The 16,064-nt window shown below is 68.2% G+C and carries 15 protein-coding genes; 8 read left to right on the forward strand and 7 right to left on the reverse strand.

Annotated elements, in window-relative coordinates; translation table 11 throughout:
- Window positions 1–83: 83 nt before the first annotated feature.
- The 6 genes from L687_RS33245 to L687_RS33270 form a co-directional block, all read right to left on the reverse strand.
- Window positions 84–770: a hypothetical protein gene (locus L687_RS33245; protein ID WP_021200146.1), complete on the reverse strand. Its 687-nt coding sequence runs from the start codon at window positions 768–770 to the stop codon at window positions 84–86.
- Entirely contained in the window at window positions 770–1,684 is a 915-nt protein-coding gene (locus L687_RS33250) for an ABC transporter ATP-binding protein (RefSeq protein ID WP_021200147.1), read from the reverse strand. Before L687_RS33250 ends, L687_RS33245 begins: the two co-directional genes overlap by 1 nt.
- Entirely contained in the window at window positions 1,681–2,070 is a 390-nt protein-coding gene (locus L687_RS33255; protein ID WP_021200148.1) for a GntR family transcriptional regulator, read from the reverse strand. Before L687_RS33255 ends, L687_RS33250 begins: the two co-directional genes overlap by 4 nt.
- A gap of 187 nt (window positions 2,071–2,257) precedes the next feature.
- Entirely contained in the window at window positions 2,258–2,773 is a 516-nt protein-coding gene (locus tag L687_RS33260) for a GbsR/MarR family transcriptional regulator (protein ID WP_021200149.1), read from the reverse strand.
- A gap of 10 nt (window positions 2,774–2,783) precedes the next feature.
- On the reverse strand, window positions 2,784–4,406 hold the full coding sequence (locus L687_RS33265; RefSeq protein ID WP_021200150.1) for an ABC transporter permease: 1,623 nt from the start codon (window positions 4,404–4,406) through the stop codon (window positions 2,784–2,786).
- Entirely contained in the window at window positions 4,406–5,398 is a 993-nt protein-coding gene (locus tag L687_RS33270) for an ABC transporter ATP-binding protein (protein ID WP_021200151.1), read from the reverse strand. Before L687_RS33270 ends, L687_RS33265 begins: the two co-directional genes overlap by 1 nt.
- Window positions 5,399–5,488: 90 nt before the next feature.
- On the opposite strand from L687_RS33270, the gene L687_RS33275 reads away from it, so the two are divergent.
- The 4 genes from L687_RS33275 to L687_RS33290 all read left to right on the forward strand — a co-directional run bounded on the left by L687_RS33275 (window position 5,489) and on the right by L687_RS33290 (window position 10,311).
- The gene (locus tag L687_RS33275) at window positions 5,489–6,700 is read left to right on the forward strand and encodes a class I SAM-dependent methyltransferase (protein WP_021200152.1); all 1,212 of its coding nucleotides are present in this window, start codon (window positions 5,489–5,491) and stop codon (window positions 6,698–6,700) included.
- 353 nt (window positions 6,701–7,053) lie between these two features.
- Window positions 7,054–8,355, forward strand: coding sequence for a quaternary amine ABC transporter ATP-binding protein (locus L687_RS33280; protein WP_021200153.1), 1,302 nt, complete (start codon window positions 7,054–7,056; stop codon window positions 8,353–8,355).
- Complete coding sequence (locus L687_RS33285; RefSeq protein WP_021200154.1) at window positions 8,355–9,350, forward strand: ABC transporter permease; 996 nt, start codon at window positions 8,355–8,357, stop codon at window positions 9,348–9,350. Before L687_RS33280 ends, L687_RS33285 begins: the two co-directional genes overlap by 1 nt.
- 52 nt (window positions 9,351–9,402) lie before the next feature.
- The gene (locus L687_RS33290) at window positions 9,403–10,311 is read left to right on the forward strand and encodes a glycine betaine ABC transporter substrate-binding protein (protein WP_021200155.1); all 909 of its coding nucleotides are present in this window, start codon (window positions 9,403–9,405) and stop codon (window positions 10,309–10,311) included.
- Between the two features lie 97 nt (window positions 10,312–10,408).
- On the opposite strand, the gene L687_RS33295 is transcribed toward L687_RS33290, so the two are convergent.
- Entirely contained in the window at window positions 10,409–11,296 is an 888-nt protein-coding gene (locus tag L687_RS33295) for a MurR/RpiR family transcriptional regulator (protein ID WP_021200156.1), read from the reverse strand.
- 103 nt (window positions 11,297–11,399) lie between these two features.
- Here L687_RS33295 and L687_RS33300 point away from each other — a divergent pair, with 103 nt between their 5' ends.
- Genes L687_RS33300 through L687_RS33315 form a run of 4 tightly spaced genes read left to right on the forward strand, consistent with a single transcriptional unit; the run spans window position 11,400 to window position 16,063 of the window.
- Window positions 11,400–12,584 (forward strand): C45 family autoproteolytic acyltransferase/hydolase, encoded by a 1,185-nt coding sequence (locus tag L687_RS33300; RefSeq protein WP_021200157.1) that lies wholly within the window; start codon window positions 11,400–11,402, stop codon window positions 12,582–12,584.
- Between the two features lie 34 nt (window positions 12,585–12,618).
- Entirely contained in the window at window positions 12,619–14,262 is a 1,644-nt protein-coding gene (locus L687_RS33305; protein WP_021200158.1) for an ABC transporter substrate-binding protein, read from the forward strand.
- A gap of 5 nt (window positions 14,263–14,267) precedes the next feature.
- Entirely contained in the window at window positions 14,268–15,218 is a 951-nt protein-coding gene (locus tag L687_RS33310; protein ID WP_021200159.1) for an ABC transporter permease, read from the forward strand.
- On the forward strand, window positions 15,215–16,063 hold the full coding sequence (locus L687_RS33315; protein ID WP_021200160.1) for an ABC transporter permease: 849 nt from the start codon (window positions 15,215–15,217) through the stop codon (window positions 16,061–16,063). Before L687_RS33310 ends, L687_RS33315 begins: the two co-directional genes overlap by 4 nt.
- Window position 16,064: the final 1 nt, after the last annotated feature.

Here is a 16,064-nt window from a genome sequence, read left to right on the forward strand (position 1 = left end):
GCGTCCTCGGGGACGTACGGGTAGCGCGTACACGCGACGCCGGCCGCCCGGGAGGGCGACCGGCGTCGACGAGGCGGTCGGATCTAGGGGATGGCTCTGCGGAATGCGAGGAACGAGACGCCCATGAGGGCCGCGGTGACCACGAGGCCCCACAGCGCGAGGCCGAGGGCCCCCAGATCGCCGATCCCGGTCCAGACCTGTCCCCACAGCTCGAGCCTGGTCACGAGGTACACGATTCCGACGAGGATCAGTGCCAGCGCGATCCACGTGATCGTCAGGACCGTCAGCCCCCAGCTCTTGTAGATCGTGGCGCCCGTGAAGCCGACCACGAAGAAGAACAGCGCGAGCGTGAAGTAGACGATGAAGGCCCCGAGCGGACCCGCCTCCCACAGCCACGGAAGATAGAACACCCAGCCGTTCACGCCGTAGCCGTTCGTGGCGACCTCGATGCCTCCACCGACCAGGAAGAGTGCGCCCATGAACGTGCTGGCGAGCACCGCAGTCAGCATCGTGCCGAAGAAGAACTCGCGACGTGTGATGCTCATCGCCTGGGAGAACGGGAACGTGAGCGTCATCGCCGACAGCCCGATGGCGAAGAAGTACCAGAGGGGCGCCTGGCCGCCGCCGCCGTATTTAGGGGAGTCGCCCGGGATCATCGCGTAGATCAGCACCGAGATCAGTGTTGCTCCGGCGAGGACGATCAGCGGGACCCAGATGAACGTCTGTCGATTGATCATCTGCAGGCGGATGACGTTGAGCGTGCGTCGCATCAGCGCACCTCCTCTTTCGTGATGGCCGATCTCGTGGAGTCGGCCTCGGCCTTCTGGGTGAGGCGCACGATCAGCTGCTGCAGCGAGACCGGCGCGAGGTCGAGCCCGGAGGCTGTGATCTCCGCACGCTCCGCCGGGGACACGGCACCGAGGACGGTGACGGAGGCCACGCGGCCGAGCGCCTCACGGTGCAGCACCTCGCGAGCTCCCACCCAGGCGTCGACCTTGGCGGCGTCACCCACCACGGTCACGGCGCGGTCACGCACCGCATCCGTGTCCTCGTTCAGGAGGATCCGGCCGTTGTCGATCACGATGACCTTCTCGATGAGGTTGGAGACCTCGTCGATCAGGTGCGACGAGAGGATGACGGTGCGCGGGTGCTCGGCGTAGTCCTCGACCAGACGGTCGTAGAAGATCTGCCGGGCGACGGCGTCGAGGCCGAGGTAGGGCTCGTCGAAGAACGTGATCTCGGCGCGCGAGGCGAGTCCGATGATGACGCCGACCGCGGAGAGCTGTCCGCGGGAGAGCTTCTTGATGGTCTGCTTCATCGGCAGCTGGAACTCGGCGATGAGCTCGTCGGCGAGCGACTGGTCCCAGTTCGGGAAGAACAGGCTCGCAGCCTTGAAGGCGTGCTTGGGGTACGCGTCGTCCGGGTACTTCTGGCTCTCGCGGACGAAGCAGATCCGGCTGAGCACGTGCGCATTCTCATACGGGTGCTCACCGAACACCTTCACGGTGCCGGACGATTCGAAGTTCTGGGCCGTGAGGATCGACATGAGTGTCGTCTTCCCTGCCCCGTTGCGACCGAGGAGGCCGTAGATGGCGCCACCCTCGATGGCGAGCGACACGTTGTCGAGGGCTCGCTTCTCCTTGTAGCGCTTGCTGAGGTTCTGCACCTCGATGACGGTGGTCATGCGGGGGTCTTCCCTTCTGCGTCGGTGGTCAGTGCGGCGCGATGCCGGAGCAGGGCCGCGAGGTCTTCGGCGCCGAGCCCGAGCGTGCGGGCCTCGGCGAGGAGCGGGTCGATGTAATGGTCGGCGAAGGCGGCACGGCGCTCGCCGAGGAGCAGATCCCTGGCGCCATCGGCGACGAACATGCCGATGCCTCGGCGCTTGTAGAGCACTCCCTTGTCGGTGAGCATGGCGACTCCCTTGGCTGCGGTGGCGGGGTTGATGCGATAGAACGCGGCCAGCTCGTTCGTGGAAGGGGCCTGCGCCTCCTCGGCGAGCGAGCCGTCGACGATCGAGTCCTCGATCTGCTCGGCGATCTGGAGGAAGAGCGGCTTGCCTTCTTCGATCACGAGTCCTCCGCTGGGTTAGTGGGTTACTTACTCGACTAAGTAACCATGCAACCCGCGCGGGTGTCAACCCCTCGTCGTCTCGCGTGCGAAAACCCAGAGCATTCGTCTCGGGCTCGGCGCGTCGACGCGCGGCACGCCGGAGCGCACGCGGATGGTCTCCGTTTCGGCCGACGGGTGGGCGCTGCGGTCAGTCGGCGTCGCGGCGGTGCTCGCGCCAGTCCTCGACGATCTGCAGCATGCGTGTGGAGAGGAAGCGGAAGAATTCGGCCAGTTCGACGGCCCGGTCATGCGCGCCCCGGTCGTCGTCGTGCGCGGCGGCGATGTCGTCGATGTACTCCGACAGGCGCGAGTACACCGGCATGTTCCCGACGATCGAGCTGTAGAACGGATCGTGCACGAACTCGTAGCGGTCGCGCCGGTCGCCGGGCCGTGAGCGGCGCTGGATGAAGTGCAGCTGCTGCAGGTAGCGCACCGCACCGGAGACGGCGGCTGCCGAGACCCCGAGGCGCTCGCCGAGCTGGGCGGCGGTGTATCCGCCCTCGGGGGCGGCGATCAGCGCCATCATCACGCGGGCGGGCATGCGTGGCATCCCGGCCGCGGTCATCATGGCCGCGGCCTGCTCGGCGGGTTCCATCCCGCGGTGGGAGTCGCTGTGGCGAATCGACGCCTCGGGGTCGAGGTCGTCGGTGCTGTCGTCGGCCATCGGAGTCCTCCTATGCTCCGGGGGCGAGTTCGCGCCGCCTCATCAGGGCCAGGGATCCTGCAGCTCCAGCGGCCAGCGCGAGCATCAGCCACCAGAGGCCGCGCACGTCCACGCCGCTGCCGTCCACCACGGGGGTCACGGCGAACGGGGAGAGGTTCGCACTCCATTCCGGCAGACCGAACAGGGGGCCGAACATGCCGAGCAGGGCCGCGAGCAGCACGAGGCTCCACGCCACCGCTGTCGTCGCCCGGGGGAGGAGCACGAACACCAGCGCAGTGAGCACCGCGAAGATCGAGGCCGCGACCGCCTGGCCGAGCCCGGCCACCGCGACGATGCGGTAGAGCGACGCGTCGCCGCCGTTCGACCAGACACCCGCCCAGCCGGCGAGCACCGCGGCGGCGACCACGATCAGCACCGCGACGATCCCGACGATCACGAAGTTGGCGAGCCAGCGCACGCGACCGACCGGGGTGGCGAGCACGGCCTCGGCGGTGCCATGGGCCTCCTCCTGTCGCGCGCGCACCACCGTCTGTACGGCACAGCACGCGGCCAGGATCCCGAGCAGGGTGAAGAACACCGTGACGACGACCTCGTCGAGTCCGCCCGTCGCGCCTCCGATCTTCTTCAGGATGTCGGCGACGGCCGGATTCTCGCCCGAGATCTGGTCGACCAGCCCGCTCAGCGTGGTGGCGAGGATACCCGTGATGGCGCCTCCGATCGCCCAGCCCACGATCGAGCCGGAGGTGAGCCGCCACGCCAGGGCATGGGGCGAGGCGAGGGTCGGTCGTGCCGAGACCCGGCCGAGGCGCTCCGCGACGAAACCGGCATCGATGTCGCGCAGCGACTGCAGGGCGACGGCGGCACCGGCGAGCACGAACCCGAAACCGAGCCCGAGCAGCATCGGCCAGACGATATCGGTGTCGTACGGGCGGGTCTGCTCGACCCAGCCGAAGGGGGAGAGCCAGGCGGGCCAGGCGCTCGTCATGCTCGTGAGGTCATCGCTCGGGGTTCCTGCCGCGTTGCCGATGCCGCGGATCAGGAACGTCGCCACGAGCACCCAGACCGTCAGGGAGTTCGCCCCGCGCGAGGTGCGCATGAACTGTGCGGCCAGCAGGCCGATGCCGAGGAATGCGATGCCGCACGACGCGGCCGCAGCTCCGGTGAGGAGCGATCCTCCCGCCGGGAGTCCGGTGGCGACCAGCGCGAGCGCTGTGAGCGCGGCCAGCACGACGTTCGCCAGGATGCCGTGCACGATGGTGGCGATCGTCGGCAGGCGGCGTCCGGCCGGAGTCGCCCACACGAGCTCGGCGCGCCCGGCCTCCTCATCGCCGCGGGTGTGCCGCACGGCGAGGAACGTGCTCATGAGCGCGGCGAGCAGCGCCAGCCACGGCAGCACCTCGAAGGCGAGGAAGGCGCCCTCGGATGTGCCGGAGGGGAGGCCGCGGAACATCAGGATCACCGGGTTCGCGAGCGCCGCGGCCAGGATGTTCTGCCGGTCGGCGAGGGTGGCGTACGACTGGCTGACACCGGCGTACCCCGCGAACGCCATCAGCGCCGTGCCGACGATCCACAGGGTCAGCTGCAGCCGGTCACGCCGCAGCCGCTGTCGGAGCAGCACTCCGAAGGCGCTCATCACGCACGCTCCTTCTGCGCACGCCGCTCGCGGCGGGTGGAGGGGCTCGCGTCGTCCGTCCGACCGTCCTCCGCGGCCTCGAGCGTCGCGAGGTCATCGCCGTAGTGGCGCAGGAACAGCTCCTCGAGCGAAGGCGGCGCGACGCGCAGGTCGCTGATGCCGAGGGCCGCGAGCGCGGGAAGCACGGTGGCCGTGCGGTCGCTGTCGACGGCGAGGCGGATGCGGTCGCCCTGCTGCTCCGGGCTGTGCACATCCGGGATGCGGGCGACCTGCTCGAGGGTGGCTCCGGAGGGGGTGAACGACACGTCACTGCGCGTGAGATGCCGCAGCTCCGTGAGCGTGCCGGTCTCGACGATGCGGCCGGCGCGGATGATCGACACCCGGTCGCACAACTGCTCGACCTCACTCATGATGTGGCTCGACAGCAGCACGGTCGCACCGTTCGCATGCGCACGGGCGACCTCGCGCTGGAAGATGACCGCCATCAGGGGATCGAGGCCGCTGGTGGGCTCGTCGAGGATGTAGAGGTCGGCGGGCACCGCGAACGCCGCGATGAGGGCGACCTTCTGCCGGTTTCCCTTCGAGTAGGCGCGGCCCTTCTTGCGCGGATCGAACTGGAACGCGTCCATCAGCCGCTTCTTCTCGTGCTGGTACGCGGGATCCTTGGTGTGCGCTCCCCGCAGCCGGGCGAGCAGATCGACGGCCTCACCTCCCGACAGGTTGGGCCAGACGCTGACGTCACCGGGAACGTACGCGATGCGTCGATGCAGCTCGACCGCGCGATTCCAGGGGTCCTCACCGAACACGGTCGTCTCGCCCCCGGTGCGCCGCGCGAGGCCGAGGAGGACGCGGATGGTGGTCGACTTGCCCGCACCGTTCGGGCCGAGGAAGCCGTGCACCTGGCCGTGTTCGACCGTGAGGTCGAGGCCGTCGAGAGCGTGCACGTGGCCGTAGTGCTTGGTGAGGTTCCGGGTGGTGATGACGGTGGTCATGCGCGGGAGCGTACGCCCGATTCACAAACTTGTGAATCGGGCGAAAACAACGCATGCGAAATCCTTACGGCCGCCGCGTACAGTGGGCTGGTGCCGGAGTTCCCCTACAGCCGCCTGCGCCGCTGGCCCGACGTCGAGGCGGACAACCTCCAGGCTCATGACGCGACCGATCTGCTGCTCGTCGAACGGGCGCTCGCGCTCGATGTCGCCGGCTCCGAGACCGTGGTCATCGGCGACGAGTACGGTGCGATCACCCTCGCTCTCGTCGCCGCCGGGAGACACGGCATCCGCGTGCATCAGGACCTCGCGACCGGTCGGCGGGCTCTGCTGCGCAACGCCGAGGAGCTCGGACTCGCCGTCGCGGACGGCCGAAACGGAGACGAGGGCGCCCCGGTGCGGCGCGTCGCCCCGCAACACGCCGAGGGTAAGTCGGATGGTCTGGGTTTCGACGAACCGTTCCGCCCCCGCGAGCTCGATGCCGAACCGCTCACCGGCGCGAAACTGGTGCTGCTGCAGCTGCCGAAGGCGCTCGCGGAGCTCGAGGAGATCGCGGATGCGGTCGCCCGCTGGGCGGCTCCCGACGTGGTGCTCGTCGCCGGAGGGCGGGTGAAGCACATGACCCTCACGCAGAACGAGGTGCTGGGACGCAGCTTCGCGCGGGTTCAGCCCCAACGCGCCGAGCGGAAGTCGCGTCTGATCGTGGCGTCGGAAGCCCTGCCGGTCCCGGTCGATCCGCCGTACCCCGTGACCGCGCAGCATGACGGGCTGACCTTGGTCGCCCATGGCGGAGCCTTCGCGGGCGCGCGCCTCGACATCGGCACGCGTGTGCTGCTCGACGCACTCCGTGCTCAGCCGCCGGCCGCCGCGCCACGCGTGCTCGATCTCGGCTGCGGCACGGGAGCGCTCGCCGTGTCGTACGCGCTCGCTCACCCCGATGCGCGTGTGACGGCGACCGACCGATCCGCCGCCGCTGTGGCATCCGCGCGGGCGACGGTCGCCGCGAACGGCGTCGCCGACCGGGTCACGGTCACCCATGACGACGCGGCCTCCGAGCTGCCGGACGCCTCCTTCGACGTGATCCTGCTGAACCCGCCGTTCCACCTCGGCGCGAGCATCCACACGGGGGCGGCGACCCGCCTGTTCGAGGCCGCGGCGCGCCTGCTCCGACCGGGCGGCGAACTCTTCACCGTCTACAACTCTTCGCTCGCGTACCGCCCCGAACTCACCCTGCTGGTGGGTGCGACCGTGCAGGTGGAACGCACGCCGAAGTTCACCGTGACACGCAGCATCCGCAGCTCCTGAGAGGGCGGTTCCGGCCTGCGGCCAGCCACGCAGAAGGATTGTTGAATACCCGTGCAATTCCCCGGTCAGCGACGGAAACCCGAGCGTGCCGCGGACCCAGGATTTGCCCCTGATCGGCCATTTCGTTACGTTGGAACGTGGGCCTGACGGCCCGAAGACCAGTCCGCGACCACGTCCTTCTTTCGATGAGCTGTGCTGCGAAGAGGCGTGGACGTACGGTCGATGCTCTATCGCGGCGGATCCGAAATCCGCCGTCTGTGCCGCCACAGCGAACACGTCGAACGGCCCCGAGAGCCTCACCCGGGCGTAACCGAAGCAGGCTCAGCCACCCGAAGGCGAGCCGCGGGGGAAACGTGTCCGAAATCGCTCTCGAAGCGCGCCATCTGTACAAGGTTTTCGGTAAGAATCCGAACACCGCCGTCCGTCGATTGAAAGCCGGTGAGAGCCGTGCCGCCGTCGCGGATGCCGGTACCGCGGCGGTCATCGACGCCAGCTTCACTGTCAACCGCGGTGAGATCTTCGTCATCATGGGGCTGTCCGGATCGGGCAAGTCCACCATCATTCGCATGCTCAACGGCCTGCACGACGTCACCGACGGCACCGTCACCGTCAACGGCGACCCGATCACCGGCATCCCGTCATCGAGGCTCCGCGAGATCCGTCGCGACCGCATCTCGATGGTGTTCCAGCACTTCGCCCTGCTGCCGCACCGCTCGGTCGCCGCGAACGTCGCCTACCCGCTCGAGCTCAAGGGCACTCCCAAGGCCGAGCGTCTGGCCAAGGCGGAGGAGATCCTCTCCCTGGTCGGCCTCGAGGGCCAGGGCGAGAAGCTCCCCTCCGAACTCTCCGGCGGAATGCAGCAGCGTGTGGGCATCGCCCGTGCGCTCGCCGCCGACAGCGACATCCTGTTGATGGACGAGGCGTTCAGTGCCCTCGACCCGCTGATCCGCCGCGAGATGCAGGAGCAGCTGCTCGAACTGCAGCAGAAGCTGCAGAAGACGATCGTCTTCATCACCCACGACCTGAACGAGGCCATGTTCCTGGGCGACCGCATCGCGGTCATGCGCGACGGCCGTATCGTGCAGATCGGCACGCCGGAGGACATCCTGATGGACCCGGCCAACGACTACGTCGAGCAGTTCGTGCAGGACGTCGACCGCGCTCGCGTGCTCACCGCCGCGAACGTGATGGAGCGCCCGCGCCCCGTCGTGCCGCACACCGCCGGCCCCCGCACGGCGCTGCGGCAGATGCGCGACGCGTACATGTCGGCCACCTACGTCGTCGGCCGCGACCGGCAGCTCGTGGGCGTCGTGACCGACCGGGATGCGGTCAAGCTCGTGCGCAACGGCGCGACCACCCTCGATTCGATCATCAAGCCCGTGCTGCAGAGCGTGCGCGAGGACGACGTGCTGATGAACCTCTTCGTCCCCGCCGTCGAGTCTCCGCTGCCGCTCGCCGTGATCGACGCCGACGGCCGTCTCGTGGGTGTGATCCCGCGCGTCACCCTGCTCGCCGCCCTCGGCCCCGGGCCCGGCGCGACCGAGGAGATCACCCTGCCGATGATGCCGATGCCCCAGGCCGAGATCGATGCCGTGCTCGATGACGGGTGGACCGCCGACCCGGTCGACGCCCCGACCACGGAGGAGGTGCGCTGATGGATGGCTTCCGCATTCCCATCGGAACCTGGATCGAGTCCGCTGTCGACTGGATCAAGGACAACCTCGACGGCCTGCTCGATGTGATCTCGTTCGTGATGAGCTTCCTCGTCGACGGCCTCACCCGAGCGCTCCTCGCCCCGAACTTCGTGGTCATCATCGTGATCGCCGCACTCATCGCCTGGGTCGTGCGCTCGTGGCAGCTCGCGATCGGCACGATCGTGTCGTTCGCGCTGATCGTGGGGATGGACCTCTGGGTCCCCGCCATGCAGACTCTCGCCTTGGTGCTCGTCGCCGCCGTGATCGCGGTACTGATCGCCGTGCCGCTCGGCATCTGGTCGGCGCGCAACGCCACGGTGCGCGCGGTGCTCAAGCCCGTGCTCGACTTCATGCAGACCATGCCGGCGTTCGTGTACCTGATCCCCGCGATCGTGTTCTTCGGCATCGGCGTGGTGCCAGGCCTGGTGGCCACCGTGATCTTCGCGCTGCCTCCGGGCGTGCGCCTGACCGAGCTCGGCATCCGTGGCGTCGACTCCGAGACCGTCGAGGCGGGACAGGCCTTCGGTGCGAAGCCCGGCCAGATCCTGCGCGGTATCCAGCTGCCGCTCGCGATGCCGACCATCATGGCCGGCGTCAACCAGGTCATCATGCTCGCCCTGTCGATGGCGGTCATCGCCGGTATGGCCGGCGCGGACGGTCTCGGGAAGATGGTCGTCGAGGCGATCTCGACGATCAACATCCCGAAGGGCGTGGAGGCCGGCCTCGGCGTCGTGCTGATCGCGGTCTTCCTCGACCGCGTCACCGCGGCGCTGGGCGCGCCGGGCGAGAACCGGTCGTCGCTGCTCGGCATGATCGAGCGTCGACGCACTCCGAACGGTGGCGGAACAGCATCCGCTCCCGCTCCCGAGGTCATCGAGCAGCAGGATGCCGCGGCTGCGGCGGAACGTGCCGAAGTCGCTCCGCGACGCAACGCCGTCGGTGGCGGAGTGCACTGACTCACACCCCTACGAAACAACACCCATACGGAACGCAAGAGAGAGAAATCACATGAAGAAGAAGATCCTCGCAATCACAGCGCTCGGTGCCGCAGCGGCGCTCACCCTCGCCGGATGCAGCGGCGACGGCGCCGGTGGTACGGGCGGCGGCGACGGCTCGGCCGACGACAAGGGCACGATCACGCTGGGCTTCCTGCCCTCGTGGACCGACGGCCTCAGCACCGCATACCTGCTGCAGGACCAGCTCGAGAAGATCGGCTACACGGTCGAGATGAAGACGCTCACCGAGGCGGGACCGCTCTACACCGGACTCGCGCAGGGTGACGTCGACATGTACCCGTCGGCGTGGCCCGAACTCACCCACGCCTCGTACATGGAGAAGTACGGCGACGACATCGAGGATCTGGGCAAGTACTACGAGAACGCCAAGCTCACGCTCGCCGTGCCCGAGTACTCCGAGCTCACCTCGATCGAGGACCTCGTGGGCAAGGGTGCCGAGTTCGACGGCAAGATCTACGGCATCGAGCCGGGCGCGGGTCTCACCGCCCAGACCCAGAAGATGATGCCCGAGTACGGACTCGACAGCGAGTACGAACTCGTGACCTCGTCGACCGCGGCCATGCTCACCGAGCTGAAGACCGCGACCGACAAGCAGGAGGACATCGTCGTGACGCTGTGGCGTCCGTTCTGGGCCAACGATGCCTTCCCCGTGAAGGACCTCGAAGACCCGAAGGGCGCCATGGGCAAGGCCGAGGGCCTGCACTTCCTGGGCACCAAGGGCTTCGCGGAGGAGTTCCCCGAGGCCGCTGAGCTGATCGAGAAGATCAAGCTCGACGACGCGCAGTACGGCGCACTCGAAGACCTCGTGGTGAACGAGTACGGCGAGGGCAAGGAAGCCGACGCGGTCGACGCCTGGCTGAAGGAGTACGGCGACCAGTTCGACTGGGCCGTCACCAGCTGACGCGAACCCGTCTCAGAGGTGTGCTCCGGTCGCACTTCCTGCCGCTTCCCGGTCCGCCGGGCGACAGGAAGGGCGACCGGAGCTTCTGCGTGGGGGCTCAGTAGCCCAGTCGTGCCCGAACGTCGTTGAGCAGCTGCGAAGAACGCAGTGCCGCATCGGGGGCGACGGCGGAGATGCCCTGGACCAGCACGTCCGAGATCAGGATCGCCGAGAGGCTCTCGGAGGTCAGCCCTGTGGGGGTGTGCGGTGCGGTCAGGATCGCGTCGACACGGGAGGAGAGCCTCTCGTGGAGCTCGTCGGTCACGAGGATGACGCCGGCGCCCATCAACTGCGCGTGGTCCAGGAGCACATCGATGTCGCGGGTGACCCGTCCAGGCGCGAAGATGACGAGGACGTCCTTCGCCCCGAGGTTCAGGACCTCGTCTGCGAGACGGAATCCGTCGGTGCTGAGCCGTCGAGTGGAGAGTCCCGTGCGTCGTAGGCGCAGTGCGAGGTTCTCGGCGGCGATCCCGGAGGCGCCGAGGCCGTAGCAATAGATGCTCTCGGCGCGCATGAGCAGCGTGATGGCGGCGGAATACGCGTCGTCGTCGTTCGAGCTGCGGGCGAGTTCGATGAGCGACGCCGCCTCATCCCAGGTCTCCTGCTGGATGCGGGCGAGATCCTGGCCGATGTGCTCGATGCGGGTCTTGAGGCGCACCTCGGGCGAGACGCTGCTCGAGAACGGAGCGGCCACCTCCTGCTTCAGATGTGAGAGGCCCGAGTATCCGAGCTTCTGCAGGGTGCGCACGACGGAGGCGTTCGAGGTGCCGCTCTGGGTGCCCAGTTCGGCGGCGCTCGCATAGAGGATGTGCTCGGCTGACGTCGATGAGAGCACGCGGCAGACGGCACGTTCGGATTTCGAGAGATCGTTCCACGTCCTGGCGATGCGCGCGCGGAGGCCGGAGAGCGCGGGGTTCTCTGTATCGCTTGTTACAAACGGTTCCATTGCTGTATCATTCTGTTCGAGAGGCGCATCATCCGTAACGGATGATTCAATCATCTCGGGTGCAACCACATTGCGCAACAGGCGCACCTGACAGGGAGGTCACATGGCGGCCATGACACCGATCCGCACGATCGAGATCAGTGGGGCGCCCCGCGAGCGCGGGCGCCGATACGGCGAGGCCGCCGCCGACCTCATCGCCGGCTCGATCGAGTACTACACGGAAGCGCTGACCCAGCAGACCGGCATGAGCTGGGCCGCGATCACGGATTCCGTCTCGCGATGGGTTCCGATCAGCGAGCAGATCGCGCCGCACCTCGTCGAGGAGATGCGGGGGATCGCGGAGGGGGCGGGTGTCGCCTTCGCCGAGATCGTCACGCTGAACGTGCGCGGCGAGTTCGTCTACGACCACCAGGGACCGTCGCGAGTCACGAGCACCACGGCCCGTGCCGCCGACGACGAGCGCGACGACGCCGTCGACGGATGCACGTCGTTCTTCCTGACGGGTGAGGGCAGCGGCACCGGGCACACGCTCGTCGGGCAGAACTGGGACTGGCGCACGCGCACCGCGGGAACGACCCTCATCGTCCGCGTCGTGCAGGATCCGCTTCCCACGGTGATCATGCAGGTGGAAGCCGGGCAGGTGGGACGCCACGGTGCCAACTCCGCCGGCATCTCGTTGAACGCCAACGGGCTCGGGGGGAGCTTCGGAGCGGCGGTCGGCGTGCCGCAGACCCTGATACGCCGACTCGTGCTCGATCAGGGCGATATCGCGAGCGCGCTCAGGATGCTGGTCAAGACCCGTCCCCATATCGCGAGCAATGCGCTCCTCGCCGACCGTAGCGGATTCGGCATCGACCTCGAGACCACGCCGAGCGGCGTGGACTGGATCTATCCCGAACGCGGCGTGATCGCGCACACCAACCACTTCCAGGCGTCCGTGCCGCCGCAGCTCGCCGGGTCCTACCTTCCGGTGGCAGCGGATTCGCTGCTTCGTCTGCCGCGTGTCCAGGCCGGGCTGGCGGCGGTCGCGCGTGCGGAGAACCCCGAACAGAGCTACGCGCTCGTGCGTGAGGCGATGTCGGATCACCTCGGCTTCCCCGAGGGCGTCTGCACGCATCCGCATCCCGACTCCCCCTCGGTGAAGCAGTGGTCGACGCTCCTCTCGAGCTGTGTCGACCTCACCACCGGCGAGTACCGCGTCGCGAACGGATTCCCCTGCGAGACCGAGTACGAGGTGCTGCCCTGGAACCTCTACGACGGCCCGCACGTCGAACTCCCCTCCCCCTGACCGACAGATTGAGAACCCGAGGAGATAGCGTTCAATGAAGAAGCAGCATCACCCCATCGCCGTGACGATCGGCGTGCTCGCCGCCTCGGCATTCGTGCTCGCCGGCTGCAGTTCGGGCTCGAAGGGCGAAGACGGCGACACCGCGCTCGACGTGCCTTTCGGCGCGACGACACCCGCCGCCTCCGGCCCGCTCGAGAGCGTGACGTGGATGCTCGGCGGAGAGCCGACGACACTCGATGCCGACATCGATGCGACCACCGCCGACGACACGGTTCTCGCGAACGTCTGCGACCGGCTCATGCAGGTGCAGCCCGACCTGACCCTCGGCCCCGGGCTGGCATCGGACGCCGAGTGGACCGACGACACCCATCTCGTCTTCACCATCAGGCAGGGGGCGCTGTTCCACGACGGCAGCCCCGTGAGCACGGCGGACGTCGTGTGGAGCATGCAGCGCCACTCCGAGGACGGTGCCGCCGAATCCGACGAGTACCGGAACGTGGTCTCGATCGAGCAGACCGGCGCCGACCAGATCACCGTCACGACATCGCAGCCGGATGCGATCCTGCTCCAGGCGATGGCGGGCGATGGCGGTATCGTCTGGAACCCGCGTGTGATCGAAGCCGAAGGAGAGGATTTCGGCAGCCCCGGTTCGGCCTCCGCGTGCAGCGGGCCGTACCAGGTGACGTCGTGGGACGCGGGGTCGCAGCTCACCATCACCAGGTTCCCCGACTACTGGGACTCCGACGTCGACGCCCTCACGGACGAGGTCGTCTTCCGATGGGCCGACGAGACCGCGATAGCCAATTCGGTCACGACCGGTGAGGCCCAGGGGTCGTTCCTCGAGAACGCCGGCGCCGCCCGGAGTTTCATCGGCAGCGCCGACGTGTCCGTCTATCAAGGACCCTCGACGAACGCATGGGTGCTCGAAGCGACCGATCGCGGCGCACTGACGGATGAGCGCATCCGTCAGGCCCTCTCGCTCGCCCTCGACCGGACTGGTGTCGCCACGGCTGCCTTCGGCGGTCTCGCCCAGCCATGGAAGACACCCGTCGGCTCGGGAGCATGGGGATACGAGGTCGACACCTTCGAGCAGGCCTACGACGCCCTCGAGGGCGCGCCCGCGAAGCCGAGCGAGGCCGATCTCGCGGCGGCCAAGGACCTGATCGCCGAGGCCGGCGCCCCTTCCGCCCCGATCGTCGTCGCCTCGAACGGCTCCTCGACACACAACGTGATCGCGAATGCGCTGGTCGCCGCGGCGCAATCGATCGGGCTCGAGGCGGAGATCACCGTGATCCCGCAGGTGCAGTACGGCGACTTCTACTCCGACCCCGACCTCCGAGGCCAGGCCGATCTGTGGCCCGACGAGTACTACATCTCGAAGAACGACCCCCTCGGCTTCTACAAGAACGGCGCGTCCGATGCGAGCGTGAACTTCGGCGTCTTCTCCGACCCGGAATACGATGCGCTGGTGGACGAGGGCTACGCCGCGACCGATGACGTCGAGCGCGCCGAGATCACGACAGAGCTGCAGAAGCGCTGGGTGGAGCACGCGGTGTGGATCCCGGTCGTCGCGACGCCGTCGACGCTCATCATGTCGAAGACGGTGACGGGTGTCCCCGCCTCTGCGGCGTTCATCTACTACCCGTGGGCCGTCGATCTCGGCAGCGCGAAGGGGTAGGCACGATGCCATTCGCGCTCCGCAAGCTCGCCGGCATGGTCTTCACGCTGGTGATCGCCTCCTTCATCATCTTCGCTGCGATGTACGCAGCGCCGGGTGACCCGGTCACGTTCCTCATCGGCAACCCCGAGAACCTGACCCCGGAGCGGATCGCGAGCGTCCGGGCCCAGTACCACCTGGACGAGCCGATGCTCGTCCAGTACTGGCACTGGGCCTCCGGAGTCCTCACCGGCGACTTCGGACAGTCGTTCCAGTACCACCAGCCCGTGAGCGCGCTCCTGGCGGCGAGGGTGCCCATCACCCTGTCGCTCGTCGCCTACGCGGCCGTCGTGCTCACCGTCGTCGGCATCGGCCTCGGCATCGTCGCGGCCGTGCGCCGAGGAAAGGCGGCCGATACCGCCATCATCGGATTCACGACTCTCGCCGCGAGCATCCCCTCCTTCGTGCTGGGAATCGCCTTCGTCGCGTTCTTCGCCGTGGAACTGCGATGGTTCCCCGTGGCAGGTGCGGGTTCCGCTGGACTCGATCGTCTGTATGCGCTCACACTCCCGGCACTCACCCTCGCCATCACCGCGCTCGCCATCGTGAGCCGCGTGACACGACAGTCCATGATCGAGCAGTTCTCCTCGGAGCACGTCGAGGCCGCCCGTGCCTCGGGTATCCGCGAGCGGTACATCGTGCGCGATCACGTCCTGCGCGGGGCCTGGGGGCCCATCATCACCATGGTCGCGCTCGTCATCGCGAGCATGATCGCCGGAACGGTCGCGGTCGAGACGGTGTTCGGGATCTCCGGCGTCGGCTCGCTCCTCGTCGACGCGATCAACACGCACGACTTCCCGGTGGTGCAGGCGGTGCTCCTGTTCATGGTCGTGGCCTACATGATCGTCACGACGATCGTCGATCTGCTCCTTCCCGTGCTCGACCCCCGTATCCGACGAAGGACGGTGTCCGCATGACCTCCGTGATCCTCCCGCGGGTGCGCCGCCGTCGGCGGTCCGGATCCGACCTCGGTTTCTGGATCTCCTGCGGCCTCCTCGCACTCATCGCGGCGGCGGCCGCGTTCGCCCCGCTCCTCGCCCCCTACCAGGCCGACAGCGTCGACTTCGCCGCGATCTGGGAAGGGCCGAGCGCACAGCACCTGCTCGGCACGGACCAGCTCGGACGCGACCTCTTCTCCCGGCTCCTCATCGGAGCGGGTGAAACGCTCGTCGGGCCGGTGGTGCTGCTCGCGCTCGCCACCGTGCTCGGAGTGGCGATCGGTGTCCTGGCGGCGTGGCGGGGCGGATGGATCGATACGGTCCTGGCCCGCGCGACCGACGTGATGTTCGCGTTCCCCGGGCTGCTCTTCGTCGTGCTCGTCATCGCCGTGTTCGGCAAGGGGCCGGCCACGGCGATCGTGGCGCTCGCGCTCGCATACGCGCCGGTCATCGCGAAGTACACGCGCAGCCTGGCCCTGAGCGAGATGACGCGGCCCTACATCGACGCGTACCGGGTTCAGGGGCTCGGCGGCCTGACGATCTGCGTGCGCGGAGTCATCCCGAACCTGCTCCCTCCGCTCGTCGGGTATCTCGTCGTCCTCTTCGGCGAAGCCCTCATGAGTCTCGCGACGCTCAGCTTTCTCGGGTTCGGGGCGCAGCCTCCGAGCTCGGAGTGGGGCCTGATGGTCCAGGAGGGGCAACCCGGAATCATCCAGGGGGAGTTCCTTCCCACGCTCGTCCCCGGTGCCGCCATCGCCATCGTCGTCATCGCGGTGAACGTCGCCGGGGTGCGCGTGGCCGACCGACTGCTTGCGAAGGGATGAA

This window comes from Microbacterium maritypicum MF109, from assembly GCF_000455825.1.
Taxonomy (GTDB): domain Bacteria; phylum Actinomycetota; class Actinomycetes; order Actinomycetales; family Microbacteriaceae; genus Microbacterium; species Microbacterium maritypicum_A.

Bases quoted from the DNA above. Each gene is read 5' to 3' on its own strand.
- L687_RS33260 (WP_021200149.1), bottom strand. From the start codon at position 2,773: ATGGCCGACGACAGCACCGACGACCTCGACCCCGAGGCGTCGATTCGC.
- L687_RS33305 (WP_021200158.1), top strand. From the start codon at position 12,619: ATGAAGAAGCAGCATCACCCCATCGCCGTGACGATCGGCGTGCTCGCC.
- L687_RS33265 (WP_021200150.1), bottom strand. From the start codon at position 4,406: ATGAGCGCCTTCGGAGTGCTGCTCCGACAGCGGCTGCGGCGTGACCGG.
- L687_RS33300 (WP_021200157.1), top strand. From the start codon at position 11,400: ATGGCGGCCATGACACCGATCCGCACGATCGAGATCAGTGGGGCGCCC.
- L687_RS33270 (WP_021200151.1), bottom strand. From the start codon at position 5,398: ATGACCACCGTCATCACCACCCGGAACCTCACCAAGCACTACGGCCAC.
- L687_RS33295 (WP_021200156.1), bottom strand. From the start codon at position 11,296: ATGGAACCGTTTGTAACAAGCGATACAGAGAACCCCGCGCTCTCCGGC.
- L687_RS33290 (WP_021200155.1), top strand. From the start codon at position 9,403: ATGAAGAAGAAGATCCTCGCAATCACAGCGCTCGGTGCCGCAGCGGCG.
- L687_RS33315 (WP_021200160.1), top strand. From the start codon at position 15,215: ATGACCTCCGTGATCCTCCCGCGGGTGCGCCGCCGTCGGCGGTCCGGA.
- L687_RS33250 (WP_021200147.1), bottom strand. From the start codon at position 1,684: ATGACCACCGTCATCGAGGTGCAGAACCTCAGCAAGCGCTACAAGGAG.
- L687_RS33310 (WP_021200159.1), top strand. From the start codon at position 14,268: ATGCCATTCGCGCTCCGCAAGCTCGCCGGCATGGTCTTCACGCTGGTG.
- L687_RS33285 (WP_021200154.1), top strand. From the start codon at position 8,355: ATGGATGGCTTCCGCATTCCCATCGGAACCTGGATCGAGTCCGCTGTC.
- L687_RS33245 (WP_021200146.1), bottom strand. From the start codon at position 770: ATGCGACGCACGCTCAACGTCATCCGCCTGCAGATGATCAATCGACAG.